This is a genomic window from Pseudomonas tritici (assembly GCF_014268275.3).
GTDB classification, from domain to species: Bacteria; Pseudomonadota; Gammaproteobacteria; order Pseudomonadales; family Pseudomonadaceae; genus Aquipseudomonas; species Aquipseudomonas tritici.
In genome coordinates this window covers 3,725,335-3,750,693 of the sequence record NZ_CP077084.1, presented here as the reverse complement: position 1 = coordinate 3,750,693, position 25,359 = coordinate 3,725,335, and the positions used below count along the sequence as shown (strand labels likewise).

Annotated in this window: 20 protein-coding genes; 14 read left to right on the top strand and 6 right to left on the bottom strand. The window is 60.0% G+C overall.

Annotation, left to right across the window (positions count from 1 at the left end; translation table 11 throughout):
- Position 1: 1 nt before the first annotated feature.
- Together HU722_RS16765 and HU722_RS16760 are read right to left on the bottom strand one after the other, a co-directional pair.
- Positions 2-331, bottom strand: a complete 330-nt coding sequence (locus HU722_RS16765; protein WP_065872012.1) for a DUF6388 family protein — start codon at positions 329-331, stop codon at positions 2-4.
- Between the two features lie 13 nt (positions 332-344).
- Complete coding sequence (locus HU722_RS16760; protein ID WP_065880700.1) at positions 345-611, bottom strand: hypothetical protein; 267 nt, start codon at positions 609-611, stop codon at positions 345-347.
- 308 nt (positions 612-919) lie between these two features.
- Here HU722_RS16760 and HU722_RS16755 point away from each other — a divergent pair, with 308 nt between their 5' ends.
- Positions 920-2,995: an EAL domain-containing protein gene (locus HU722_RS16755; RefSeq protein ID WP_065890859.1), complete on the top strand. Its 2,076-nt coding sequence runs from the start codon at positions 920-922 to the stop codon at positions 2,993-2,995.
- Here HU722_RS16755 and HU722_RS16750 read toward each other — a convergent pair.
- Genes HU722_RS16750 through HU722_RS16740 form a run of 3 tightly spaced genes read right to left on the bottom strand, consistent with a single transcriptional unit; the run spans position 2,992 to position 6,266 of the window.
- A complete protein-coding gene (locus HU722_RS16750) occupies positions 2,992-3,825 on the bottom strand; it encodes a metal-dependent hydrolase (protein WP_065890860.1) in 834 nt (277 codons plus the stop codon). The genes HU722_RS16755 and HU722_RS16750 overlap by 4 nt on opposite strands.
- Before the next feature lie 15 nt (positions 3,826-3,840).
- The gene (locus HU722_RS16745) at positions 3,841-4,731 is read right to left on the bottom strand and encodes an SDR family NAD(P)-dependent oxidoreductase (RefSeq protein WP_065890861.1); all 891 of its coding nucleotides are present in this window, start codon (positions 4,729-4,731) and stop codon (positions 3,841-3,843) included.
- Positions 4,728-6,266, bottom strand: coding sequence for a flavin-containing monooxygenase (locus HU722_RS16740; RefSeq protein ID WP_065880702.1), 1,539 nt, complete (start codon positions 6,264-6,266; stop codon positions 4,728-4,730). Before HU722_RS16740 ends, HU722_RS16745 begins: the two co-directional genes overlap by 4 nt.
- Before the next feature lie 267 nt (positions 6,267-6,533).
- Between HU722_RS16740 and HU722_RS16735 the strand changes: the two genes are divergently transcribed.
- The 12 genes from HU722_RS16735 to HU722_RS16680 all read left to right on the top strand — a co-directional run bounded on the left by HU722_RS16735 (position 6,534) and on the right by HU722_RS16680 (position 22,783).
- Positions 6,534-7,532 carry an alpha/beta fold hydrolase gene (locus HU722_RS16735; RefSeq protein ID WP_065890862.1) on the top strand — a complete coding sequence of 333 codons (999 nt, stop codon included), beginning with the start codon at positions 6,534-6,536 and terminating at the stop codon, positions 7,530-7,532.
- A 294-nt stretch (positions 7,533-7,826) separates the two neighbouring features.
- The gene (locus tag HU722_RS16730) at positions 7,827-9,107 is read left to right on the top strand and encodes an alkane 1-monooxygenase (RefSeq protein WP_065890863.1); all 1,281 of its coding nucleotides are present in this window, start codon (positions 7,827-7,829) and stop codon (positions 9,105-9,107) included.
- A gap of 136 nt (positions 9,108-9,243) precedes the next feature.
- Entirely contained in the window at positions 9,244-9,738 is a 495-nt protein-coding gene (gene praA / locus HU722_RS16725; RefSeq protein WP_065872004.1) for an alkane oxidation protein activator PraA, read from the top strand.
- Between the two features lie 131 nt (positions 9,739-9,869).
- Positions 9,870-10,364, top strand: a complete 495-nt coding sequence (gene praB / locus HU722_RS16720; protein ID WP_065872003.1) for an alkane oxidation protein activator PraB — start codon at positions 9,870-9,872, stop codon at positions 10,362-10,364.
- A gap of 128 nt (positions 10,365-10,492) precedes the next feature.
- Positions 10,493-11,947: an outer membrane protein transport protein gene (locus tag HU722_RS16715; protein ID WP_065872002.1), complete on the top strand. Its 1,455-nt coding sequence runs from the start codon at positions 10,493-10,495 to the stop codon at positions 11,945-11,947.
- A gap of 641 nt (positions 11,948-12,588) precedes the next feature.
- The gene (gene praB, locus HU722_RS16710; RefSeq protein ID WP_065872001.1) at positions 12,589-13,083 is read left to right on the top strand and encodes an alkane oxidation protein activator PraB; all 495 of its coding nucleotides are present in this window, start codon (positions 12,589-12,591) and stop codon (positions 13,081-13,083) included.
- A 101-nt stretch (positions 13,084-13,184) separates the two neighbouring features.
- The gene (locus tag HU722_RS16705; protein WP_065890864.1) at positions 13,185-14,639 is read left to right on the top strand and encodes an outer membrane protein transport protein; all 1,455 of its coding nucleotides are present in this window, start codon (positions 13,185-13,187) and stop codon (positions 14,637-14,639) included.
- 198 nt (positions 14,640-14,837) lie between these two features.
- Entirely contained in the window at positions 14,838-17,363 is a 2,526-nt protein-coding gene (locus tag HU722_RS16700; RefSeq protein WP_065871999.1) for an acyl-CoA dehydrogenase, read from the top strand.
- A 152-nt stretch (positions 17,364-17,515) separates the two neighbouring features.
- Entirely contained in the window at positions 17,516-18,859 is a 1,344-nt protein-coding gene (locus HU722_RS16695) for a 3-oxoacyl-ACP reductase (protein ID WP_065890865.1), read from the top strand.
- A gap of 3 nt (positions 18,860-18,862) precedes the next feature.
- On the top strand, positions 18,863-19,753 hold the full coding sequence (locus tag HU722_RS16690; RefSeq protein ID WP_065871997.1) for a MaoC/PaaZ C-terminal domain-containing protein: 891 nt from the start codon (positions 18,863-18,865) through the stop codon (positions 19,751-19,753).
- Entirely contained in the window at positions 19,750-21,048 is a 1,299-nt protein-coding gene (locus tag HU722_RS16685) for an acetyl-CoA C-acetyltransferase (RefSeq protein WP_065890866.1), read from the top strand. The genes HU722_RS16690 and HU722_RS16685 overlap by 4 nt, the downstream gene beginning before the upstream one ends.
- A gap of 31 nt (positions 21,049-21,079) precedes the next feature.
- Positions 21,080-22,783 carry an AMP-binding protein gene (locus tag HU722_RS16680; RefSeq protein WP_065908842.1) on the top strand — a complete coding sequence of 568 codons (1,704 nt, stop codon included), beginning with the start codon at positions 21,080-21,082 and terminating at the stop codon, positions 22,781-22,783.
- Between the two features lie 109 nt (positions 22,784-22,892).
- On the opposite strand, the gene HU722_RS16675 is transcribed toward HU722_RS16680, so the two are convergent.
- A complete protein-coding gene (locus tag HU722_RS16675) occupies positions 22,893-24,008 on the bottom strand; it encodes a Gfo/Idh/MocA family protein (RefSeq protein WP_065890868.1) in 1,116 nt (371 codons plus the stop codon).
- Positions 24,009-24,315: 307 nt separating this feature from the next.
- Between HU722_RS16675 and HU722_RS16670 the strand changes: the two genes are divergently transcribed.
- Positions 24,316-25,356, top strand: a complete 1,041-nt coding sequence (locus HU722_RS16670) for a WD40/YVTN/BNR-like repeat-containing protein (RefSeq protein WP_139114573.1) — start codon at positions 24,316-24,318, stop codon at positions 25,354-25,356.
- Positions 25,357-25,359: the final 3 nt, after the last annotated feature.

Sequence of the window (25,359 nt, the reverse complement as noted above, 5' to 3'; positions counted from 1 at the left end):
GTCAACCGGGGAGGTCATGCAGCTGGCAGTACTCGCTCCAGCCCAGGCCCGCCATCTGCGCCACTTCCCTGTGCACCTCGAGGCGCTGGGCTTCGAAGGCTTCGGCGGACTCGGAGGTCAGTTTGAGGGTCAATTCCCAGGCAAACAGGCCTTGGCGTTCGGCTTCCGCTTCGAAGGCTTCATGCAGCCGCTCGGCGCGGTACTGCGCCAGGGTTTCGCCCTTGGCCTGGGCGGCCAGCGGGTTCAGGGTATTGAGTTCGGTGGCCACATCGGGGTGTTCGTTGAGGAACCTGTCCAGTGCTAACTGGTGGTTATCGCCAGGTGGTGACAAAGGCTTGCTCCAATCAAGGGCCGGATTCCGGTCGGTGGGATGCACAGAGGCGACGCGCGCGTTTGCGCAGCCGGCGGTGGGTCCAGGCGCGTATGGGGTTGAGTAAAAACAATAACAGATACGCGCTCAGCACGAGGGCCAAGTCAACAGAGCTATTGTTGGGGGACCCCGTCGCCCGTTCAATAACGCCCCTGCTGATCAACAGCAGCGCGACGCCGAACACCCACAGCAGCACGTTGAAAAACAGCGGGTGCCCCTTCATTGGCAGCTTACTTTGCATAGCCAGCTTATCTCCCTGGTGCCTGCTTCCTTTGCAACAACCTTCCTTGATCAGTTGCGCCCCCGGCGCCGCGAGCCTGCACCCATAAACACACAGGCAGTAAGTATTGAAGCAGACTCCGCGATGGGCCCAGCTTAGAAAAGTCAATTATTTGGAAATATTCAGCGAATTTCCTGTCATCCATTGTTGAAAAAACACCCGGAGGAATGGCAAAAAGCTTTCGCTCACTGTGCCTGGACGTGTAGCGTTAGCCCGTGTTTACGGCGCTGCCTTCCAGGGACAGTGGGCGATGGGCAGAGGGATGGGTCATGGCGCAAACGCTGTTCAAGCTTTTCTTCACCCAACGTCTGGCCGCCTTGGCCAGCACGGAGTCGCTGCGAGCGATCCGCGAAGGGTTGTTGTGGATCCTGCCGTGCCTGCTGGTGTCAGCGAGCTTTCTGATCCTGTCTGAATGTGCTCGCGTGCTTGGCTTCGACCCGCAGGTGGTGGCGTTCCTCGCCGGCCTCCACAATCAGATCAGCTCCGTCATCCCACTGCTGGTGGCCGCTTCCATTGGCTACATGCTGGCGATCCAACATCGCCTGCCGCAGCTGCCGGTGGCATTCCTGTGCCTGGCTCATGTGGTAGTGGCGACGTTTGTCCTGCGGGAGTACCCGCGCGCCTCGGCCACCTTCGTACTGTTTATCGCGATTGCCTCGCCGCTGTTGAATGTGCCGGCGATTGCCTGGCTGCACCGTTACCGCTGGACCCGAGTGGTCAACGAAGACCTGGTGGGGCACAACCTGCGAGGTACGATCAACATGGTGGTGCCGGGGGCGATCACTGCCTTGGCGTTGGTGGCAGTGCTGTCCTTGTTGTTGCAGGTGCCCTATGTGGCCCAACTCCAAGGGCCGCAGGTACTCAATGCGTTGGAATCGCCCTACGGCAGCGGCCTGTTTGTGACATTGATGAATTCGCTGCTGTGGTTTTTCGGGATCCACGGTGTGTACGCCATGCAACCGTTGTTCGATGTGCTGGACCAGGCCGTAGTGCTGAATAGCACGGCGTCGGCAGCGGGCGAGCCCATCAAGTATGTGTTGAACAGCGGCCTATTGGGCAGCTTTGCGTTTATCGGTGGTTCGGGCGGTGCATTGTGCCTGTTGCTGGCGATCCTGCTGTTCTCCAAGAGCCAGTCCATGCGCCTGTTGGCGGTGGCGAGCGTGCCGCTCTCACTGTTCAACGTCAGTGAAGTGCTGCTGTTCGGTTTACCGATCATTCTCAACCCGCGCTTGTTCATACCGTTTCTGATCGTACCGGCGTTGAACGCCACGGTGGCGTTAACCGTGGTGCAGATGGGCTGGGTGTCGCCGGCAGTGGTCAGCGTACCGTTCACGGCGCCTGTGCTGCTCAACGCCTATCTCAGCACCCACGGCGACCTGGCGGCGGTGGCGCTGCAACTGGCACTGCTGGCCCTGGGCACGCTGGTGTATGCGCCGTATGTGCACGCGATTCATCGCCAGGCCACTGAGGGCGGCACGGTCTACCTCAAGTCCCTGGACATGACCTTCCGTGGCCTTGAGGAAAAGGGCCGGTTGCGCGAGTTGGACCCGGTGCTCGCTTCGCACAAGACTTTGGCGCGCCAGGCCACTGAGCTGAGCCGCATCCAGCAGATCAGCGACTACGAGTTCTACCTCGAATTCCAGCCGCAGGTCTCGACCCGCACCGGCCTGTGCACCGGCTGTGAAGCGCTGATGCGTGCCCGTGATGCCCAGGGTACGGTGCATTCGCCGTGGGAGTTCCTGCAATGGCTGGCCCAGGCGCGGTTGATGCCGGACGTGGATGTGTGGGTGGCCTCCCAGGCGGTTCGCCAATACCAGAAGTGGCAAAAACTTGGCTTTGCCTTGCCGATGACCATCAATATTTCCAGCGCGACCCTGACCGACGCCGCCTATGGTGAGCGCCTTGTGGAGATTCTGGCCCAGGCCCACGGGCAGGTATCGGTGGAAATCACCGAGGACGCGTTGGTCAGTGATATCCAGGCCACGCGCCAGACCATCCAGAAGCTGCAAGCCATTGGCGCCAAGGTTTACATCGATGACTTCGGCACCGGGTTTTCGGCCTTGAGTTACCTGCACCAGTTCCCGGTGGACTACATCAAGATCGACCGCAGTTTCGTGGTGGCCCAGCACGATCCCAAGGGCGCTCAGGTCATGACCGGTATGTTGCGTTTCTGTGAGGCGCTGAACCTGGGTGTGGTGGTGGAAGGGGTAGAGACTGCCGAGCAGTTGGCTTTCCTGAACACCGGCGCCGAATTGATTATCCAAGGCTGGTATTTCAGCAAGGCGCTGCCGGGCGATCAGTTGGAAGGCTTTGTGCGAGCGCGTGCCGCGTTAGCCGAGGGCTAATAACCGCGCTGGGTCTGCTCGATTTCCTCGACCAGGCTGTCTATTCCAGCCAGACGAGCCCGGTTGTCATGGTCCCAGGGGTGAAAACCGGGTTTGAAGTAATGCAACCACGGCACCAGCATCCGTGGGAAAACCCCCTTGGGCCCATACAGAAACTTCAGCATGCGCCAGAAGCCTTTCAGGTGCCCCCCCGATTTGCGGTCGGCAATCAGCAGGCGCAGGTGGAAATCGAATACCACCAGCCAGAAGAGCAACGTGGTGGTCAGCATGGTCCCGGTGCGTAGCAAGTAACGCTTGGGGCCGGGCTTGATCACGCGATTCCACACGTCGAAGGCTACGGCCTTGTGTTCGGTTTCCTCCAGGGCGTGCCAGTACCACATCTGCTGGTAGCCTTTGAGTGAATGGCCGAAACGTGTCGGGTCGCTCAGGAGTATTTCCGCCAGCATCGCGGTGTAGTGTTCAAGCGCAATGGTCACCGCGAGGTTGAAGGACGGCGGCAGGTGTTTTTTCTGCAGGTCGAGGATGAATTTAAGCCGTCGGTCCAGGGTGTGTGCCGGCAATCCTGCCTCTTGCAGCAGGTTGTTGTAGGCCACGTGCTCACGGCTGTGCATGGCCTCCTGGCCGATAAAACCCTGGACCTCTTTCTTCAGTTCAGGGTTATCGATGTGCTGGCGGTAGTGGCGCACGCTGTCCATGAAAAACAGCTCGCCCTGGGGGAACAACAGCGACAAGGCGTTGAAAAAATGCGTGATGAACGGACCCTGTTCATGCCAGTCCTTGATGCGCTCGGCGGGCAGGTCAAAATGGATGTCACGGCGGATCGGTAACATAGTGCATGCTCCTGTTCAGAGACGGGGCTCGTCGTTGGTTTCAAACACCGGCGTGCGGGCTTTTGGGGCCATGCGCTGGCTGGCGAATACCACTAAGGCTTGATAGGCCGCCGGCAAGCACCGGGCGAGCAGGTCGAGGAAATACGCGTCACGGCCGATCAGCACACGACGCTTGTTTTTGCGCACGCCTTGCAGGATCACTTTGGCGGCCTGGTCGGCGTCGGTGATGAACAGCTTCTCGAAGTCGGCGCGGGCCTGCTGTTCGCTGTGGATCAGGAAACCGGTCATGTTCGCGTCGATACGGCTGCTGCGACAGATATCGGTACGAATGCCTCCCGGGTGTACGCAGGTGGCAGAGACGCCGCAGCGCTGCATATCCAGCTCTTGGCGCAGGGATTCGGTAAAGCCGCGCACGGCAAACTTGGTAGCGTTGTAGCCACTCATGCCGGGTTGGGCAAACAGGCCGAATACGCTGGAGGTGTTGACGATATGGCCGTCACCCGAGGCTTTCAGATACGGCAGGAACGCCTTGGTGCCGTGGACCACACCCCAGAAGTTGATGCCGACAATCCATTCCAGGTCGGCGTAGTCCACACCTTCCACCGTGCTCGACAGCGCCACCCCGGCATTGTTGAACACCAGGTTGACCTGGCCGTGTTCGGCAACGCAGCGCGCGGCCCAATCCAGCATGGCCTGGCGGTCGGAAACATCCAGCACCTGGGTGGTGATCAACACGGGGGCCAGGGTCGAGGTCTTGATCAACGCCTCGGTCTGTTCCAAGCCCTGGCTGTTTTTGTCCGCCAGCGCCAGGTGGCAGCCTTCCCGAGCCAGGGCCAGGGCGAGGGCGCGACCCATGCCGGATGCCGCGCCGGTAATGGCCGCTACGCGACCGTTGAATGACTTCATGACAGGCTGCCTTCTGCGGTGGAGTGGGGCGCCGGCACTGGACGGCTGGGCGCGTTGACCGGTAGCAGGTCGGCCACATAGTCCTTGAGCGCAAACTGCCGGGTGACCTGCTTGAAGCGCCAGGTCGAGCCGGGCCATAGGGTGGTGTTCTTGCCTGTGCGCGGGTCGAGGTACCAGCTTTGGCAACCGCCGGTGTTCCAGATGGTGCGCTTGAGCTTGTCTTGCAACTGTTGGTTGTAGGCGCTTTCGACACTGGGTTTGACGTCGACAGTGGCGATGCGATGCCGCTGCATGTGCTGGAGTGCGTCGAGGATGTAGGTGACCTGGGCTTCGATCATCAGGATCATCGAGTTATGCCCCAGGCCGGTGTTGGGCCCGACGATCAGGAACAGGTTGGGATAGCCCGGCACGGTGGTGCCCTTGTAGGCGTGGGCGCCGTCCTGCCAGGTGTCCATCAGGTCCACACCACCGCGCCCGATGATGCAATCGCGGGGCAGGGGATCGGTGGCCTGGAAGCCGGTACCGAAGATCAGGCAATCGGCCGGGTGCTTGATGCCGTCGGCGGTGATCACACCGTCAGCTTCAATGCGCAGCACGTTGTGGGTGACCACCTCCACATTGCTGCGCGACAACGCTGGGTAGTAGTCATTGGAAATCAGCACGCGCTTGCAGCCGATGGTGTAGTCCGGGGTCAGCGTTTTGCGCAGGGAAGGGCGAGCCACTTGTTTATGCAGGTGGCGCAAGGCGATTTTCTGCACCATCTTCATCAGCCGTGGGTGCAGGGCAAATCCGACCACGCGGCCTTCCAGCGCCCAGTAGAAGGCGCCGCGCACCAGGCGCTGAGTGAAGGGCAGGTGCTTGAACAGCCAGCGTTCGAAGGGCGAAACCGCGCGGTCGGGCTTGGGCATGATCCACGGCGGGGTGCGTTGGAACAGGTCCAGGTGAGCCACCTGCGGCGCGATCTGCGGCACGAACTGAATGGCACTGGCGCCGGTGCCGATCACCGCCACGCGTTTGCCCTTCAAGGAATAATCGTGATCCCACTGTTGGGAGTGAAAGCGTTTGCCCTTGAAGCTGTCGAGCCCTGAAATATCCGGCAGCGCCGGGCGCGACAAGCCGCCCATACCCGACACCAGCACCCGCGCACTGACCTGACGGCCATCGCTGAAGCTCAACTGCCAGCGTTGCTGTTGGTCGTCGAACACCGCGCGTTTGAGGCCCATGCCGAAGCGCAGGTAGGGCGCCAACCCAAAGCGCGTGGCGCATTGTTCCAGGTAAGCGCGGATCTCTGCCTGCGGCGCGAACTGTCGCGTCCAGTCCGGGTTGGGCGCAAAGGAAAACGAATACACATGGGACTGCACATCGCAGGCGCAGCCTGGGTAGTGGTTGTCCCGCCACGTGCCGCCGAGGGTGTCGGCCTGTTCGGCAATAAAGAAGTCGGTGAACCCGGCCTCCTTGAGCTTGATCGCCATGCACAGGCCGGCAAAGCCTGAGCCGATGATGGCAATGTCGATTGAATCACTCTGGGCATTCATAAGCAGTCCTTCGTGGGCATCGGGTGTGCTCGCTTTCTTGTTTTGTCTTTTAGATAGAACACCATTGCAAAGAAAAATTGAATTACTTATTTTAAAAAAGATTTTAAATAATCTACCTGAAAATATCGCCTACGCTAGTCCCAGGTTCCTCATGTGCGAGTTGTCCGACGGACAGGCACGAAGTTTAGGTCCAGGGTGTGGACGATGGCTGAGGCCTTGATCAATTCCGGTCGGGTCGCCAGCAGTAGGGATGCAGAGGACCGAGCTATGGCTGTTGAATGGGTTATCGCTGCGGCTGTGTTTATAGGCGTGAGCGCTGCTTTGTGGGGGTTCAGTGCCTGGATGACGCGGCGTATCGAAGCTGCCGTTCCGAGCAACGGGCGCTATGTGGAAGTGAATGGCGAGCGCTTTCACTATTACGAGGAGGGCAAGGGCCCACCGCTGTTGATGATTCACGGGCTGATGGGCAGCAGTCGCAACCTCACCTATGCCTTGTCCGGCCAGTTGCGCGAGCACTTTCGAGTGATCACGCTTGACCGTCCGGGGTCGGGCTATTCCACGCGCCATAAAGGCACCGCCGCAGACTTGCCGGCTCAGGCGCGGCAAGTGGCAGCCTTTATCGGCACGTTGGGCCTGGACAAACCGCTGGTGCTGGGGCATTCCCTCGGTGGCGCGATTTCACTGGCGCTGGCCCTGGACCATCCCCATGCCGTGTCTGGCCTGGTGTTGGTGGCACCCCTGACCCATCCCCAACCCACATTGCCCCTGGTGTTCTGGTCACTGGCGGTACGACCGGCCCTGCTGCGGCGTTGGGTTTCGCACACCCTGACCGTGCCAATGGGCCTGCTCACACGCCGCTCGGTGGTCAAGGGCGTGTTCGCTCCGGACACTGCCCCAGAGGATTTTGCTACCCGGGGCGGCGGGCTGCTGGGCATGCGGCCCGACAACTTCTATGCGGCGTCCAGCGAGATCGCGCTGGTCAACGATTACCTACCGGACATGGTCAAGCGCTACCCGCAACTGACGCTGCCGATCAGCCTGATTTATGGCGCGCGTGACAAGGTCCTGGACTTTCGCAAACACGGGCAGGCCCTGGCTGACAGGGTCCCCGGCCTGAAGCTGCAGGTGGTGGAAGGGCGCGGCCATATGTTGCCGATCACCGCCACGGCGCGGGTGGTCGAGGCGGTAATGCAATTGGCCAAGCGTGCCCGGCCGCCGGAAACCGCCGCGATCCTGCATCCGCCATTTGCCTTGGCAAACAAATAATCGTGGCCTCCACTGCGCGGTGGACGGTCCGAAATGCTTGCCCTAGAGACCTGACCAAACGGCAGAAAAACAGACTGCCCAGTCACGCGGAAAAGGCCTCGAAAAAGTAGTTGACGACCTATCGATTCCGCGCTATTTCTTTAAAAAAATATTTCAATGTTTATTTTGAAATGATTTTTGAAATGCCTAAGAGCGAATAAAAATGAAAAAAACGCCTTTTATCGCATGGTTGATTTCTCGGAGCATTCAGCGCTCCCCGAACCTTTTTTCTGCCTCCCTGCCACGGAGGTTGCCATGAATCAGACTCTGGCAGCCCCAAGCGTATGGACCGACGGCAAGCGTCACCTGTGGTGGCTGGGCATCATGCCCCTGGCCACGCCATTGCTCTCCGGTGCCCTGGCCATTTCCACCGGTATCCAGCAACTCTGGTGGGTTGGCGTGCTGGTGATCTTCGGCCTGATCCCGCTGATCGACGGCTTGCTTGGTGAGGATGTGAGCAACCCGCCCGAATCCGCCGTCAGCCACCTCGAATCCCAAAGCTATTACCGCTGGATCGTCTACACGGGCGTGCTGTTCGTCATTTCATCGGTGGTGATCACCGGTTGGCTGGCCGCCGGCGGTATCGACTGGATCATCCGGGGTGGTTTGTTGCAAGCTGCCGCGAACCTGGAACCGTCCAACTGGTTGTCCCACGCCGCCAGCTACATCACTGCGCGCACTCAGCTGCATGGCGAAGCGAGCTGGTTCACCTACCTGGGCATGGCCATGTCGACAGGTGCCGCTACCGGCATCGCGATCAACACGGCCCACGAACTGGGACACAAGCCCAACGCGTTGGAAGTGTTCCTGGCCAAGGTCACCCTGGCCCCGACCTTCTACGGCCACTTCTACACCGAACACAACCGTGGCCATCACGTACGTGTGGCTACACCGGAAGATCCAGCCAGTTCGCGCCTGGGGGAGAGCTTCTGGGCCTTCCTGCCCCGCTCGGTATGGCTCAGTGCCCGTTCGGCGTGGAACCTGGAGCGCGAACGCCTGCGCAAGCTCGGCTTGCCCGCCTGGCATTGGCAGAACGGCGTACTCAGCGCATGGATGTACAGCGTGGTGCTGTGGGGTGCGATGATCGCGTGGTTGGGCGTGTCAGTGATCCCGTTCCTGATCATCCAAGGCATCTACGGCTTCTCGCTGCTGGAAGTGGTGAACTACGTCGAGCATTACGGGCTTAAACGCCAGAAGTTGCCCAATGGTCGTTATGAGCGTTGCTCACCACGGCATTCATGGAACAGCAACCGTATTGTCACCAATATCTTTCTGTTCCAATTGCAGCGGCACTCCGATCACCATGCCAACCCAACCCGTAGTTATCAGTCGTTGCGCCACTTTGATGAGTCGCCGCAACTTCCCTACGGCTATGCGAGCATGATTGTCTGGGCCTATGTGCCTTACTTGTGGCGCCGTCGCATGGACCATCGAGTGCTGAACCATTATGCCGGGGATATCACCCTGACCAATCTTCAACCTTCACAACGCTTGAAGTATCTGGAGAAATACAGCGGCAGTGCCAAGCCGTTCTGAGGTGAATTAAAACATGTGTTGTGCGCTCGGGATCTGTGCATCGCGCAGGTCTCTATCGCCCAGGATTCTCCAAATGAGTTGCAAAAAAACAGTGTTTGACCCGAACAAAAATAATTTAAAGGGAAGGACGTACACTATGCAATCACCTGCCAAGTTCACCACCCATATCGTATTGGCCGCGCTGGGCCTGATCGTCTATCACCAGGCTCAAGCTGCGCGCATTGAGCCTGCCGGCAGTGCGTTTACCGCCCAGGGCCCCATCAGTTTTTCCAAAGGTGCGCTGATCAGCGCCGACTGCACCATCAAGGTCGCCGGCAAAGTGGCGGCCGACGGCTCATCGGTGAATGTCGACAAAGTTGAATTCGATGGCGGCCTCAAATGCAGCCGAGTCGAAGCCATTAACCTGCCCTGGGTATTAGTTGCCAAAGACACCAAGAGTGGTTCTATGTCGAAAATCAGCGTGGATGTTCATGCCTTTGGTTTAGGCGGCAAGTGCGGGCCTTCTACCGCCGAGGGAACATGGGATAACGCCACCGGTAAGTTGGAAGCCGCGAATGTACCGATTGGCGAAGACTGCACGATCAAGACGGTGTCGATCAAGATGCCACCGAACTTCAAAGTGGTTGAATAAACATTAAATGTTGTTGCGGTAATTGAATTGAGATTTGGCTGGAAAGGGAAGTTCTGCAGTTTCACCGTGACCTCTCGATCATGGCCATTACCCCCTGGCGAATGACTCGCCATAACATGTGAGGAAAAACAATGAAAAGCTTGAAAACCCTCGTATCGTTGTCTGCTTTGGCTGTTTGCATGGGTGCTGCTTCCATGGCGAACGCTTATAGCATCGCTCCGGTTAACACCAGCTTCACCGCGCCAGGCACCATCTCGGTGAAATCGCCATCCTCCTTCCAAGCCACCGTTAATTGCGGTGCGACGTTCACCGGCAATGTTGATGCGACGGGCGTTGCAAAAATCACGGGCGTGGCGGTGACCGGTGGCGGGCTGTGCGCCCTGCCCAAGATCACTGGTTTGCCCTGGACTTTGACCGCCACTGGCCCGGCTGCCGGTTCTGTGACCAACGTCGGTTACACCATCGCCAGCTCGATTCTGTACCCGGCCTCCAATTGCGGCCCGTCCACCATTACCGTGGGCTACAGCGGCGGCGTGCTGTCGGCAGCCAACCAGACGCTGAGCGGCAGCTGCACCGTGGTGAGCCTGAGCGTGACACCAAGCCCTGCGCTGACCATCGTGCCTTGAGAGCCGCTTGAGCACACAGGGTTGATCACCCATTGAAAACTGGCGCCTGAACCAGGCGCCAGTTCATGAATAGCCAGGCAGCAAGACGAACCGGCGGGACCGGCTCAGATAACAATAAGGAGTGCCGCATGAATAATAAGAAACAACATGTGCAGGTTTTGCTGGGGCTGGCGCTGATAGGAGGGGCGATTGTGATCGCACCCGTGCAAGCCGGCGGTTTTTCAACGCCGACCTACGGCGCGCCAGGTTGGGGTCGGGCTTTTGCGGGCGGCTCGCTGTTCAAGAATGACCCGAGCTCGGCGTACAACAACCCAGCTGCCATGGCTTTTGTAGAGCATAACGTTGCGCAATTTACCGTCGACTATGCGCGTATCAAGATCAAGTACAAGGGCGATGCCTCTGATTATGCAGGTAACCCGATTTCCAGTACTCCGTTGGACGCAGGAGGGTTTCCCGACCTCGCGGCGACCACTGCTAACAACAACGACGGCGGGCAAGGCGGGTTTACGGCCTGGTTGCCAACCGGTTTCATGGTGATGCCCCTGGGGGATCGGTTCGCTTTCGGCCTGAGCCAGGTCGTTCCCCAAGGCATGCGCTCCACCTGGGATCAGGATTCGAAACTGCGCGACTTTGCCGTGGACACCAAGATCGAAACGGTGGGTTTGACGGGGTCCCTGTCGTTCAAGGTCAATGATCAATTCTCCATCGGTGGTGGCGTGATCGTGCAGCACAGCAAGGGCTTCGTAAGCCAGAACGTCGACTTGCTATCTGCCGCTGCCGTGTCGGATTCCGTCCTGGGCGGGGTCACGTTTCCATCGGATGTCGGTAGCGCATTGATGCGTGTCAAGGTCGACAATATCTCGGCTGGCTGGTTTACCGGCGTCGTGTGGAAACCCACGGACCGAGATACGTTGGGCTTGAACTACCACGCCAAGATCAAAAACAAAATGACCGGTAAATACAATATTTACGCCGATCAGTTTTCCTACAACCTCATGACCCAGCCGAGCCCTTTCGGCGGTAGCGGCACACTGGTTAATACGGCTTATCCCGGCCTTGAACTGGCGCCGGACGGTGCCCATGCCAGTGTCCAACTGGACATTCCTGCCACTGCGGGCCTGGATTGGGTGCACCAGTTCAACGACCGATTCACCCTGGGCGCCAGCGTGACCTGGACGCAGTGGTCGTCGTTTAAAGACCTTACGCTCAAGTCGGGAGGCGCGACGATCGTCTCCATCCCCTACAACTATAAAGACACCTGGATGTACTCGGTCGGCGGCGATTTCCGCGCCACCGATGAATTGACCCTGCGTGCCGGTGTGGCCATCGACCAGACACCCACCCGCAACTCCACCCGTGACCCACGGATCCCGGATGGGGACCGCACCTTTCTGTCGTTGGGCGCTGGGTACGATGTCAAAGCGGTCAAGGGTTTGAGTCTCGATGTTGCGTACTCCCACCAGTTCGTTCAGGAGGTCAAGCTGAAGACCCAGAACGTCGATCGCCTGGGTGGCGCCAGCCTCAACGGCAAAGCCGAGTCGTCGGGCGATGTCGTCAGCTTATCGGCAACCTACGCGTTCTGACGTTTGCGGAGGCCGCTGGTTGAAGGCATCAAGCGCATCTTGCTGCCTTCAACCAGCGGTTCGTCCTCAATTCAGCGACAGCGAACTCTTCTCATATCAACATTCCTGCTGCCCCATGCCTCTCGCATCTTATCGCTAGCAACTTGTTGCAGTGTTGCTCCGAGCCCATCCTAATCCGACACGCAATTACCCTTCGTAGCGCTGCTCTGAGGAGCCGCCACAACTTCCCTACCGTGACGCAAGCCAAAGTATCTGGAGTGGGTTACGCAATCACGCTCTGAATAAAACGCTGATTTCCATCGCTCAGATTTTTCCTATTTCGGCGCATGCTTAGTTGTATGAAAGTTGCTATGTCCGAATAAAAATAATTTTGAGGGAAGAGTGCTAGCGATGCAATTACCTAAAGTATTCTGCCCTCTCTGCCTAGGTTCCCATGGGGCTGTTCACTTATCGCAAGGCCGTGCCCGCTTGGCAGCGCCTACTGCACTCTCACACACCATTACCGAATGAATTGATTCTAGCTATGTATAGATCATTGATTTGAAGTTTGGCCGGATCAAGGGGTTTCGCTATGTTGCTTTAACTTCTCGATCCTGGTCATTACCCCGGCGAATAACTCGCCTTTATATGTGAGGAATATAATGATGAACTTTAAAACCCTCGTGTCGTTGTCTGCCCTGGCTATTTGCATGGGTACCGCTTCCATGGCCAATGCGTACAGCATTACCCCGGTAAACACCAACTTCACTGCACCCGGCACGATCTCGGTGAAATCCCCGTCTTCCTACCAAGCTGCTGTTAACTGCGGGGCCACCTTTACCGGCAATGTCGACGCCGCCGGCGTTGCAAAAATTACCGCTGTAGCCATCACCGGTGGTGGTCTGTGCAGCCTGCCCAAGATTACCGGCTTGCCTTGGACATTGACGGCGACGGGGGCCACGGCGGGTTCTGTGACAAATGTCGGGTACACCATCGCGGGTTCTATTCTGTACCCGGTCTCCAATTGCGGTGCTTCCACTATCACAGGCAACTACAGCGGCGGTGTGTTGACGGCGACCAATCAACCGCTGGCCGGCAACTGCACGGTAGTGAGCCTGAGTGTCAAGCCAACGCCAGCGTTCACCGTTGTGCCTTGAGGGTGGCTTGAGCACACAGGGCTGATTGCCCGTTAAAAGACAGGCGCCTTTCACCAGGCGTCTGTTGGTTTAGCTATATGAGATGGCATTAGGAATACCGTATGAATGACAAGACACGACCGGTACAGGTTCTCCTGGGGTTGGCGTTTATGGGCGGGCTGATGATTGCCGCACCTGTGCACGCCGGTGGTTTCTCCACCCCGACTTATGGTGCGCCTGGCTGGGGCAGGGCATTTGCCGGTGGTTCGCTGTTCAAGAACGATCCGAGCGCTGCGTACAACAACCCAGCTGCCATGGCGTTCACAGACCGTAACGTTGCGCAGTTCACGGTCGACTACGCACGCATCAAGATCAAATACACAGGCGCGGCCTCTGATTACGCAGGCAACCCAATTTCCAGTACCCCGCTGGATGACAGCGGTTTCCCTGATCCCACAGCGACTACCGTGAACAACAACGACGGTGGCCAAGGTGGTTTTTCCGCTTGGCTGCCGACGGGTTTCATGGTGATGCCGCTTGGTGACCAATTTGCCTTCGGGCTGAGCCAGGTTGTACCCCAAGGCATGCGATCCACCTGGGATGAAGACTCGAAACTGCGCGGTTTTGCAGTGGATACCAAAATCGAAACCGTGGGTTTGACGGGGTCATTATCGTTCAAGGTCAACGACGAGTTTTCCATCGGTGGCGGCGTGATCGTTCAGCACAGCAAGGGCTTCGTCAGCCAGAACATCGACTTGCTGTCGGCAGCGGCGGTGTCCGATTCCATACTCGGCGGCACTCCTTTCCCATCGGACGTGGGCGGCGCGTTGATACGGGTCAAAGTCGACAATATTTCAGCAGGCTGGTTTACCGGCGTCGTCTGGAAACCTACGGAGAAAGACACCCTGGGTCTGAATTACCACGCCAGGATCAAGAACAAGATGACCGGCAAATACAACATTCATGCCGATCAGTTTTCCTACAACCTTATGACCCAACCGAGCCCATTTGGCGGCAGCGGTACGCTGGTGGGCACGGCTTATCCGGGACTTGAGCTGTTTCCGAACGGTGCGCATGCCAGTACCCAGCTGGATATCCCTGCCACCGCCGGCCTGGACTGGGTGCACAGGTTCAATGATCGATTCACCCTGGGGGCAAGCGTGGTTTGGACGCAGTGGTCGGCGTTCAAGGACCTGACGCTCAAGTCCGGTGACCTCACGATCGTCTCTATTCCCTACAACTACCAGAACACCTGGATGTACTCCCTGGGTGGAGACTTTCGTGCCACCGATGAACTGACCTTGCGTGCGGGCGTGGCCGTCGACCAGACGCCTACCCGTAACTCGACCCGTGACCCGCGGATCCCGGATGGTGATCGCACCTTTCTGTCCGTTGGCGCCGGGTACGACGTAAAGGCAATCGAGGGCCTGACGCTTGATATTGCCTATTCCCATCAGTTCGCTGAGCAGGTGAAGTTGAGGACCCAAAACGTAGACCGGCTGGGCGGCGCGAGTCTCAATGGCAAGGTCAAGGCGTCCGGCGATGTCATCAGCCTGTCGGCGACCTACACGTTCTGATGTTTCGCTGGGTGATCCGCTCAGCGTGTTGATGGACCAGGCGGCCCGCTCGGCCGTCATTTTTTTGCCCTAGCGTTAAATAATTATTTCAAAACAAAATTTGAATATAGTTTTCGAATTTTGTAGTGTGACGTTACGCCGCATGTCATCCGGCCCGGCGCACGTAGGCCGTACCCTGAATCAAGTAGAGGTATCTCCATGGTTATCTGGTTACTGGTGGGTTTCGCAGCAGCGATTGCCCTGGCATATCGACAAGCTGCCGCCACCCTGTGGTTGGGTGCCGGCCTGGTCTGGCTGGCGGCGGGTTACCTGTTCAACGTGGTTGCCGGATTCGGTACCACCGTCGCGGCCGTGCTGGTGGTGTTGCCCGCGTTGCTGATGACGATCAAGCCCCTGCGCCGCACCTTGCTTACCAGCAAGGCCCTAGGCCTGTTTCGTACGATCATGCCGGCGATGTCCGACACCGAGCGCGCCGCCATCGAGTCTGGCACTGTGTGGTGGGACGCCGAGTTGTTCAGCGGCAAGCCCAACTGGCAGCGCCTGTTGCAAGCTGCTCCAGCCAGTCTGAGCGCCGAAGAACAAGCCTTTCTCGACAACGAAGTGGAAACCCTGTGCGACATCGCCAATGACTGGGAAACCACCCAGGTGTGGCAGGACATGTCACCCGAAGGCTGGCAGTACACCAAGGATGCCGGGTTTCTCGGCATGATCATTCCCAAGCAATACGGCGGCAAAGGGTTCTCCCACTACGCGCACTCGCAAGTGGTGATGAAGCTGTCGACGCGCTGCTCGGCGGCGGCGATTTCGGTGATGGTGCCCAATTCCCTCGGTCCGGCGGAGCTGCTGTTGCATTACGGCACCGATGCCCAACGCAATTACTACCTGCCGCGTCTGGCGCGGGGTGAGGACATCCCGTGCTTCGCGCTGACCAGCCCCTATGCCGGCTCTGATGCGGGGGCGATTCCCGACCTGGGCATCGTCTGCAAAGGCACCCATGAAGGCGAGGAAGTGCTCGGTTTTCGTGTGACTTGGGACAAGCGCTACATCACCCTCGGCCCGATTGCCACGGTGTTGGGCCTGGCATTCCGCGCTGAAGACCCGGACGGCTTGCTCGGTGCTCCCGGCTCACTCGGCATCACCTGTGCACTGATTCCAACGTCCCATCCCGGCGTGAACAGCGGTCGCCGTCATTGGCCATTGAATGCTGTGTTCCAGAACGGTCCTACCACCGGTAAGGATGTCTTCATCCCACTGGAATGGGTGATCGGTGGCCGCGAGCAAGTCGGCAATGGCTGGCGCATGTTGATGGAATGCCTGGCAGCGGGGCGGGCGATTTCCTTGCCGTCGGCCAACGTCGGCCTGGGCAAGGTCGCGGTGCGCGGCACCACGGCCTACGCTGCCATGCGTAAACAGTTCGGCTTGCCGATCGGAAAATTCGAAGGCGTGCAGGCGCCACTGGCACGCATGGCCGGGCACCTGTATGCCTGCGATGCGGTGCGTAAAGTCTCGGTAGCGTCCCTGGATGCGGGTGAGAAACCTTCGGTGATCTCGGCCATCGCCAAGTACCACGTCACCGAGCGCGCGCGCATCATCGTCAATGACGGCATGGACATCGTTGCTGGCAAGGGCATCTGCATGGGGCCGAATAACTTCCTGGCGCGTGCCTATCAGCAAAGCCCCATCGCCATTACCGTGGAAGGCGCGAACATCATGACGCGCTGCCTGATCATCTATGGCCAGGGGCTGATTCGTTGCCATCCCTATGTGTTCCGCGAGATGGAAGCAGCGAGCAACCCGGACCGGCGCAAGGCGCTGGAAGACTTCGACAGCGCGATGTTCGGCCATGTGAGCTTTGTGCTGGCTAACACCGTACGCGCGGCAGTGCATTCTCTGACAGCGGGGCGGCTGATATCCGTACCGGCCAAGACCGACCCCGCGTTGGCGTCCTACTATCGCCAGGCCAATCGTCTGTCGGTGGTGCTGGCGTTGATTTCGGACGTTTCCATGGGCGTACTGGGCGGTGCACTCAAGCGCAAGGAAAGTATCACCGGGCGCCTGGGGGATATTCTGTCGCAGCTGTACATTTTGTCCTGCGTGCTCAAGCGCTTCGAGGATGACGGCCGGCCCCAGGCGGACCTGCCGTTGGTGCATTGGTCGGCCCAGGATGCATTGCTGCGGGCTCATGAGGCGCTGGCCGAGGTGCTCGATAACTACCCGTCAAAAGCGGCGGCGGCCGTGGTGCGGGCGTTGACGTTCCCGTTCGGTATCCCGTTGCGCAAACCTTCGGACCGTCTGCTGGCCCAGGTGGCGGATGTGGTGCAGACACCAGGCGAAACCCGCGACCGCTTGCTGGCCAATTCCTACATCCCACGTCCGGAAATCGACAAATTGGCCTACGGCGAACTGGGCTTCCGCCTGTTGCCGCAGGTGGAGTTGATCGACGCCCGACTCAAGCCCGCCGTCAAGCAGGGCTTGATCGAACCGATGCCGATCTCAGCCACGGCCTTCACCGTCTGGCGCGTCAAGGCGCGGGCGCTGGACCTGATCAGCGACGACGAAGACACCTTGCTCGGTCGCTATGTGGAATACGCCGACCACGGCATCCAAGTGGATGACTTCCCGCAGGACTTCGGGTTGCTGGAGGCGTTGCAGCGGCGCAAGCAAGCGCTGGAGCCTATGCCAAAGCGCCGAACCGCCCAAGGTGAAAGTACCTCGGTGAATTAGGAGAAACACGATCCAAATGTGGGAGCGGGCTTGCTCGCGAATGCGGTGGATCAGTCGCTGCATCGGGTGACTGAAACGGCGCATTCGCGAGCAAGCCCGCTCCCACACTGATCGGGTTTACAGCCAAGACAGCGTTGTGAGTAGAACTACCTATGAGTGACAGCTACCTTTCTTTCGTCAATTCCCCTTGGGGCCGTCGCCTGGCCCAGGCCGTTGGCCTGCCGCAACCCTTGGCGCTGCAACGTCATCGCAGCGGCCAGCAAGGCCTGGCCAACCCGGTGATCCTCGCCGGGGCAGGGCGCCTGGCCTTTGAGGTGCAGCGGATTTTCGCGGCCACCGACACCGTCACCGCCACCCCGGCCTCGCTCAAGGCGCCGTCCACGGTGAACGTGCAGGGCGCGGTGTTTGACGCCAGCGCCGTGGCCGACCTGCAGCAACTGGATGAGCTGTATGTGTTCTTCCATGCCAACGCCAAGCGCCTCGGTCAGCACGGCCGCGTGGTGGTACTCGGTACCGCGCCGGAACACTGCCAGGACTTGCCCCAAGCCATCGCCCAACGCGCCCTTGAAGGGTTGGTGCGTTCGCTGGCCAAGGAGTTGCGCCGGGCGATCACCGTGCAACTGATCTACGTGGCGCCGGGCGCCGAAGACGCACTGGACAGCAGCCTGCGGTTCTTCCTGTCGCGCCGGTCGGCGTATGTATCGGGGCAGGTGGTGCGCCTGGAAAAACCGGTGGACGGCCAGGTTCCCGTCAACTGGGACAAACCCTTCGCCGGCCGCCGCGCGCTGGTCACCGGCGCTTCCCGTGGCATCGGTTTGGCGATTGCCCAAGTGTTGGCGCGCGACGGTGCCCATGTGGTGTGCGTGGATGTGCCGCAGGCCCAGGCGTCGCTGCAACAGGCGGCGGAGAGTGTCGGCGGTTCGGCGCTGCCCCTGGATATCACTGCAACGGATGCCGGCGCACTGCTGCAGGCCCATGTCAGTCAATACGGCGCTTTTGACGTGGTGGTGCACAACGCCGGGATCACCCGCGACAAAACCATCGCCAAAATGACCGAGGCGGCGTGGCGCAGTGTGCTGGCGGTCAACCTTGAGGCGCCCCTGCAACTCAGCGACGCGTTATTGCAAAACCAAGGGCTGAACCCCGGTGGGCGCATCGTGTGCGTGTCGTCGATTTCCGGCATCGCTGGCAACCTCGGGCAAAGCAATTACGCCACTTCCAAGGCCGGTGTGATCGGCCTGGTCCAGGGCCTGGCACCGCGTGCGGCGGCGCAGCACGTCACCGTGAATGCGGTGGCGCCGGGGTTTATCGAAACCCAAATGACCGCGAAGATCCCGCTGATGATTCGTGAAGCGGGGCGGCGCATGAATTCGCTGTCCCAAGGCGGGCAGCCGATCGATGTGGCGGAGACCATTGCCTGGCTGGCGCACCCTGCGTCTGGCGGGGTCAACGGCCAAGTCGTACGCGTGTGCGGCCAAAGCCTGCTGGGAGCCTGAGCCATGGACTACGTGACACAGATTATCGACCCACCGCCATCACGCACCCGCTTGCTGCTGGACGGCGTGCGGGCCTTGCGCAAGCCAGCGCTCGACGGTGCGCCTGTATTGCCCAAGGAACGCCTGGTGCGCTCGGCAGTGGAGTTATCCGCCGCTGGCATTGCCGCGTATGGCCGTGCCTGTGGTTTTCGCCGCGAGCAAGGCGTGCCGCTGTCTTATCCCCATGTGTTGGCGTTCCCGCTGCACCTGATGCTGTTGACCCGCCCGAGTTTCCCGTACCCGGCCAGCGGCATGGTGCACCTGGCGAATCGTATTCGTCAGCACCAACGCCTGCACGAAGGCCAGGCCTTGCGCCTGGAAGTGTATTGCGAGCGCTGGGTCGCGCATCCCAAGGGGCAGGCGTTGAGCATCGCGACCCGTGCCTACAGTGCTGGCACCCTGGTATGGGAGAGCGACAGCCTGTACCTGCGCCGGGATGTCAACGACCCGGTCGGCGAGCCCTGGGACGACGCGTTGCCGTTGCAGGAAGAAGGGTTGTTGCGCACTCAACGTTGGGTGCTGCCCGCCGACCTGGGCCGGCGCTTTGCCAAGGTCTCGGGGGATTTCAACCCGATCCACACGTCGGTGATCGGCGCGAAAATCTTCGGCTTTCGCCGTGCCATCGCCCACGGCATGTGGACCTTGGGCCGCGCCCTTGCCGCGCAGCAACCGCCCGGTGGGCTGGACCAGGCCGAGGCGCATTGCGATTTCAAGCTGCCGATCTTCCTGCCCGGCCAGGTCGCGCTGTGGAACCGTCCGGCAGCGGGCCCTTGCCGTGAGTTTGAAGTACGCAATTTCGCAGGTGACAAGCCTCACATGCGTGGACTGTTCGTCTGGAAAGAGAGCCTTAAATGACTGATTACAGCTTCAACCGAGCTCCGGTTCGCCGCGTCGCGATTATCGGCGGTAACCGCCTCCCTTTTGCGCGCTCCAACACGGTGTACGCCCACGACAGCAACCAGGATCTGCTGGTCGCCGCCTTGCAGGGGCTGGTCGACCGCTACAACCTGCACGGCCAACGCCTGGGTGAGTTTGCCGCCGGGGCGGTGATCAAGCATTCGCGGGATTTCAACCTGGCGCGTGAGTCGCTGCTGTCCACCACCTTGTCCCCGGACACCCCAGCCTACGACGTGCAGCAAGCCTGTGGCACCGGCCTGGAAGCCGCATTGCTGGTGGCGAACAAGATCGCACTGGGCCAGATCGAGGTGGGCATTGCCGGGGGTTCCGACACCACCTCCGACGCCCCCATCGGCATCAACGAATCCCTGCGCCACACCTTGCTCGCGGCCAACCGCGCCAAGGGCATGGGCGACAAGCTGAAAGCGCTGCTCAAGGTTCGGCCGTCGATGTTTTTCAAGCCCTTGCTGCCCCGCAATGGTGAGCCACGCACCGGCCTGTCCATGGGCGAACACTGCGAGGAAATGGCCAAGCGCTGGCAGATCAAGCGCCTGGCCCAGGATGAGCTGACACTCACCAGCCATCAGCGCCTGGATGCCGCTTACAAACGTGGCTTCTTCGACGACCTGATCAGCCCCCATCGCGGCCTGGCCCGGGACAATAACCTACGCGCTGACGCCAGCCTGGAGAAACTCGCCGGGCTGTCACCCGCTTACGACCGCCAGAACGGCACGCTCACCGCAGGCAACTCCACGCCGCTGACCGATGGCGCTTCGGTGGTGTTGCTGGCCAGCGAAGAATGGGCAGCCGAGCACGGCTGGCCAGTGCTGGCTTACCTGCGGACCGGCGAAACGGCAGCCGTGAACTTTGTCGACGGCACCGAAGGCCTGCTGATGGCCCCGGCCTACGCGGTGCCACGCATGCTCAAACGTGAAGGCCTGAGCTTTAATGACTTCGACTTTTTCGAGATCCACGAGGCCTTTGCCGCCCAGGTGCTGTGCACGCTCAAGGCCTGGGAAGACGCCGATTATTGCCGCGAGCGTCTAGGCTTGGACGCGCCGCTGGGCCCCATTGACCGGGCGAAAATGAACGTCAACGGTGGCTCGCTGGGCTGCGGTCACCCGTTCGCCGCCACCGGAGGCCGGCAATTGGCAGCGCTAGCCAAGATCATCCATGAGAACGGCGGCGGGCGCGGCCTGATTTCCATCTGTGCGGCAGGCGGACTGGGCATTACCGCCATCGTCGAAAAGTAGCTCTATCAAAAACAACAACAAGGAGACTGCCATGAACGCTGTAAGCCTGGAACAAACCGAACGGATCTGGCTTGACGCTTACCTGCCTGGCGTCCCGGCGGATATCGATGCCGCGATTGAAGATTACCCATCGTTGCGCGAGGTGTTCCTCGAACACTTGGAGAAATTCCACGAGCGTGTGGCGTATGTGAGCATCGGCACCGAAATGACTTACGCCGACTGGCAGGTGCAAGGCATTGCGTTCGCCGCCTGGTTGCAGGGCCAGGGTGTGCAAAAGGGCGACCGCGTGGCGTTGATGATGCCCAACTGCTTGCAGTACCCGATCTGCCTGCTGGGTACGATCCTGGCCGGCGCGGTGGTGGTCAACGTCAACCCGCTGTACACCTCCCATGAACTCAAGCATTTGCTCAAGGACAGCGGCGCGCAGACCGTGGTGATCTTCGAAAACTTCGCGCATACCCTGGAAAAAGTCATTGCCGGCAGCAGCGTCAAGCGCGTGGTCATCGCGGCCATCGGCGACTTGCTCGGCACCTTCAAGGGCGCGGCGATGAACTTTATCCTGCGTAGCGTGCAAAAGCAGGTGCCGGCGTTCAATCTGCGCGGCTCGGTGCGGTTCAATCAGGCCTTGAAACAGGGGCGCGGGCTCAATCATTTTCCGGTGGAAATGCACCTCGACGACCTGGCTTTCCTGCAATACACCGGCGGCACCACCGGCGACGCTAAAGGCGTGATGCTCAGCCATCGCAACATCATCGCCAATCTGCTGCAGGCCAAGGCCTGGGTCGGTGACCAACTGGACCAGCAAAAGCAGGAAACCAACGTCACCTTGCTGCCGCTTTACCACATTTTTTCGCTGACGGTGAACTGCCTGATGTTCATGTGCCTGGGCGGGCGCAATATCTTGATTGCCAACCCGCGGGACGTGAAGCGGGTGCAGATGATCCTGCGCAAGGAGCGCTTCAACGGCATTGCCGGGGTCAACACGTTGTTTAATGGCTTGCTGGAAAACAAGGCGTTTTGCGCGCGGGACTTTTCCGACCTGCGCATGGTGATTGCGGGCGGCATGGCCACCCACACCGCCGTGGCCAAGCGTTGGAAGGAAGTCACCGGGCTGCCGATCATCGAAGGCTATGGCCTCACCGAGTGTTCGCCGGTGGTGAGCATCAGCCCGATCAATATTGCGCGCATGCGCGAGATGGAATTCACCGGCAGCATCGGCGTGCCATTGCCGTCGACCTGGGTGCGGTTTATCCGTGAAGACGGCGAGCTGGCCGAGATTGGCGAGCAGGGCGAACTACAGGTGCGCGGGCCGCAGGTGATGCAGGGCTACTGGAAACGCCCGGAAGCCACCGCCGAGGTGCTGGATGCCGAGGGGTGGCTGTCGACCGGCGATATCGGTGTGATGGACGAGCGTGGCTATATCCGTCTGGTGGATCGCAAGAAAGACATGATCCTGGTCTCGGGCTTCAACGTGTACCCCAATGAAATCGAAGACGTGGTGGCGTTGCACCCAGGGGTGGCGGAAGTGGCGGCGATTGGGGTGGAAGATGGCGTGACGGGGGAAAAGGTCAAGATCATCGTAGTGCGCAAGGACCCGAACCTGACGCAGGAGCAGATCCTGGTGCATTGCCGGGAGTATCTGACGGGGTACAAGGTGCCCAGGTATGTGGAGTTTCGGACCACCGAGTTGCCCAAGACCACCGTGGGTAAAGTCCTGCGCCGCGCCTTGCGCTGATTCGAAGGTTTAGGTGATCCAAATGTGAGCTGGCTTGCCTGCGATAGCGGTGTACCCGTTACACCGCCATCGCAGGCAAGCCAGCTCCCACAAAGTTCTGTGGTGGATTTTAGAGTGAGTTCACGGCTACCCAGCGTTCTTCCTTGGCCGCCAGGCGAATCGCCGTCGCCAAGCGCTCGACCTCCCATGCCGCCTCAAAGTCAGTGCCCTGCGCACCCTGGCCAGCCACAGCCAGAATCAACTCCTGCACCTCCAGCGTCTTCAACTCGTTGTACCCCAACTGGTGCCCCGCAGCCGGGCTGAACGCCGCATAGCCGGGCAGGGCGGGACCGGCCAACAGACGCTGGAAACCCTCCTGGCCGACACGGCATACGCGCAGTTCATTCAAGCGCTCCTGATCGAACGCCAGCGTGCCTTTCGTCCCGCTGATCTCGAAGCTCAGGTGATTCTTGTACCCATGCTTGAGCCAACTGCTGCTGACCGTGCCGCGCGCGCCGTTGGCGAACCGCAGCAGGGCATGCACCTGATCATCCACGGCGATGGATTTCAAGTCGGTGCTGTCTTTGACGGCAGGGCGCCGGGCGTGGACGGTCTGGGTATCGGCGCACACGCTGACGACATCCCCCACCAGATAGCGCGCCATCGACAGCAGATGGCTGCCCAAGTCCGCCAGCGCGCCGCCGGCATGTTCCACTTCGCAGCGCCACGACCAAGGGGACGTCGGGTCGGCCATAAAGTCTTCGCTGAATTCACCCTGGAAGCTGATGATTTCGCCCAGCTCGCCATTGGCAATCATCTGCCGGGCCAAGGTGATCATCGGGTTGTGCTGATAGTTGTAGCCGACCCGCGTGACCACGCCAGCCGCACGGGCGGCGCGGCGCATGGCGTCGGCCTGCTCCAGGCTGACCGCCAGGGGTTTTTCGCAGTAAACCGCCTTGCCTGCCGCGATGGCGGCCATGGCCATGGGGTAGTGCAAATGGTTGGGGGTGGTGATGGCCACTACATCGACCCTGGAATCATTGATCAGCGTATGCCAGTCGCCGTGGGCCTCGGCAAATCCCCACGCCGTGGCGCAGCGCTGTGCGCGTTCGGTATCGGCGTCGGCCAGTGCAGCCAGTTTGAGGGTAACTGGCAATTCGAATACCGCGCGGGCGTTATTGAATGCCAGGGCATGGGCGCGGCCCATGAAGCCTGTGCCGATCAAGCCGATTCCGAGTTCGCGCATTGCCGTGGTCCTTTGCATTATTGTTTTGAGAGGGGGTATTAATGGAATAAAAATTCTCTAAATTCAATAGATGGAATAAAAATTCATTAGGCTGCCGAAGATCACCCCAGCGAATGCAGCTATATTCAGGCCATGGGGAAACGGCGTCAGTTAACAAAAGATAACGTAGCGCCGATTGTCAGACGATTCGAAAGCCCGATAGGATGGCCCCTGCTTCCTCCAGGCGCTCTAGATTGCAGGTTTCAAGGCCCCGGAAGGCAGGCGATAACAATAATAAATGGGAGAAAGGTCTATGAGTGAGCCTGTCATGGGTTGGGTTGTTTGCCGCCCACGCGCCGCACGCAAGGTTGCGTTGTTGGCCACAGCGCTCTCGTTGCTGGTCGGTGGTGTGTTGCCCACGTCCGCACTGGCAGCCAGCGATACCACCGCAACACCTGCGTTTGCGATTGAATCCCCCAAGGCCGCCAAAGGCCTGATGATCGACGTGGTTCATGCCGGCAAGCGCCTGGTGGCCGTCGGTGATCGCGGGCATATCCTCTATTCCGACGACCAGGGCAGCACTTGGACCCAAGCCAAAGTCCCCACCCGGCAACTGCTCACGGCGGTGTTTTTTGTCGATGAAAAGCAGGGCTGGGCGGTGGGCCATGATGCGCAAATTCTCGCCAGTTCCGATGGCGGTGCCACCTGGACTCAGCAATACCAAGACCTCAAGCGCGAAGCCCCGTTGCTCGACGTGTGGTTCAACGACGCCAGCCACGGCCTGGCCGTCGGCGCCTACGGTGCGTTGATCGAAACCACTGACGGCGGCAAAACCTGGAACGACGTCAGTGACCGCCTGGACAACGAAGACCAGTTCCATCTCAACGCCATCGCCCATATCAAGGACGCCGGCCTGTTCATCGTCGGTGAGCAAGGCAGCATGTTCCGCTCCAGCGACGACGGCCAGACCTGGGAAAAACTCGAAGGCCCTTATGAGGGCTCGCTGTTTGGCGTAATCAGCACCGCCCAGCCGCAGACCCTGCTGGCTTATGGCTTGCGCGGCAACCTTTACCGCTCCACGGATTTCGGCAGCACCTGGGAACAAGTTGAGCTGAACGCGGCGCGGGGAGCGCTGGAGTTTGGTTTGTCGGGCGCGACTTTGCTGGATGACGGTTCCATCGTTGTCGTCGGCAACGGTGGCAGCGTGGTGGTCAGTCATGACGATGGGGCGACCTTCAGCGTGTTCAATCGTCCGGACCGTATTTCGCTGTCGGCCGTCACGGCGGCAGGCAACGGCAACTTGATTCTGGCCGGGCAGGGTGGCGTTCGTGTTGCCATGCCCACCGGCGCTGAACCGACAAAACAATAAGAA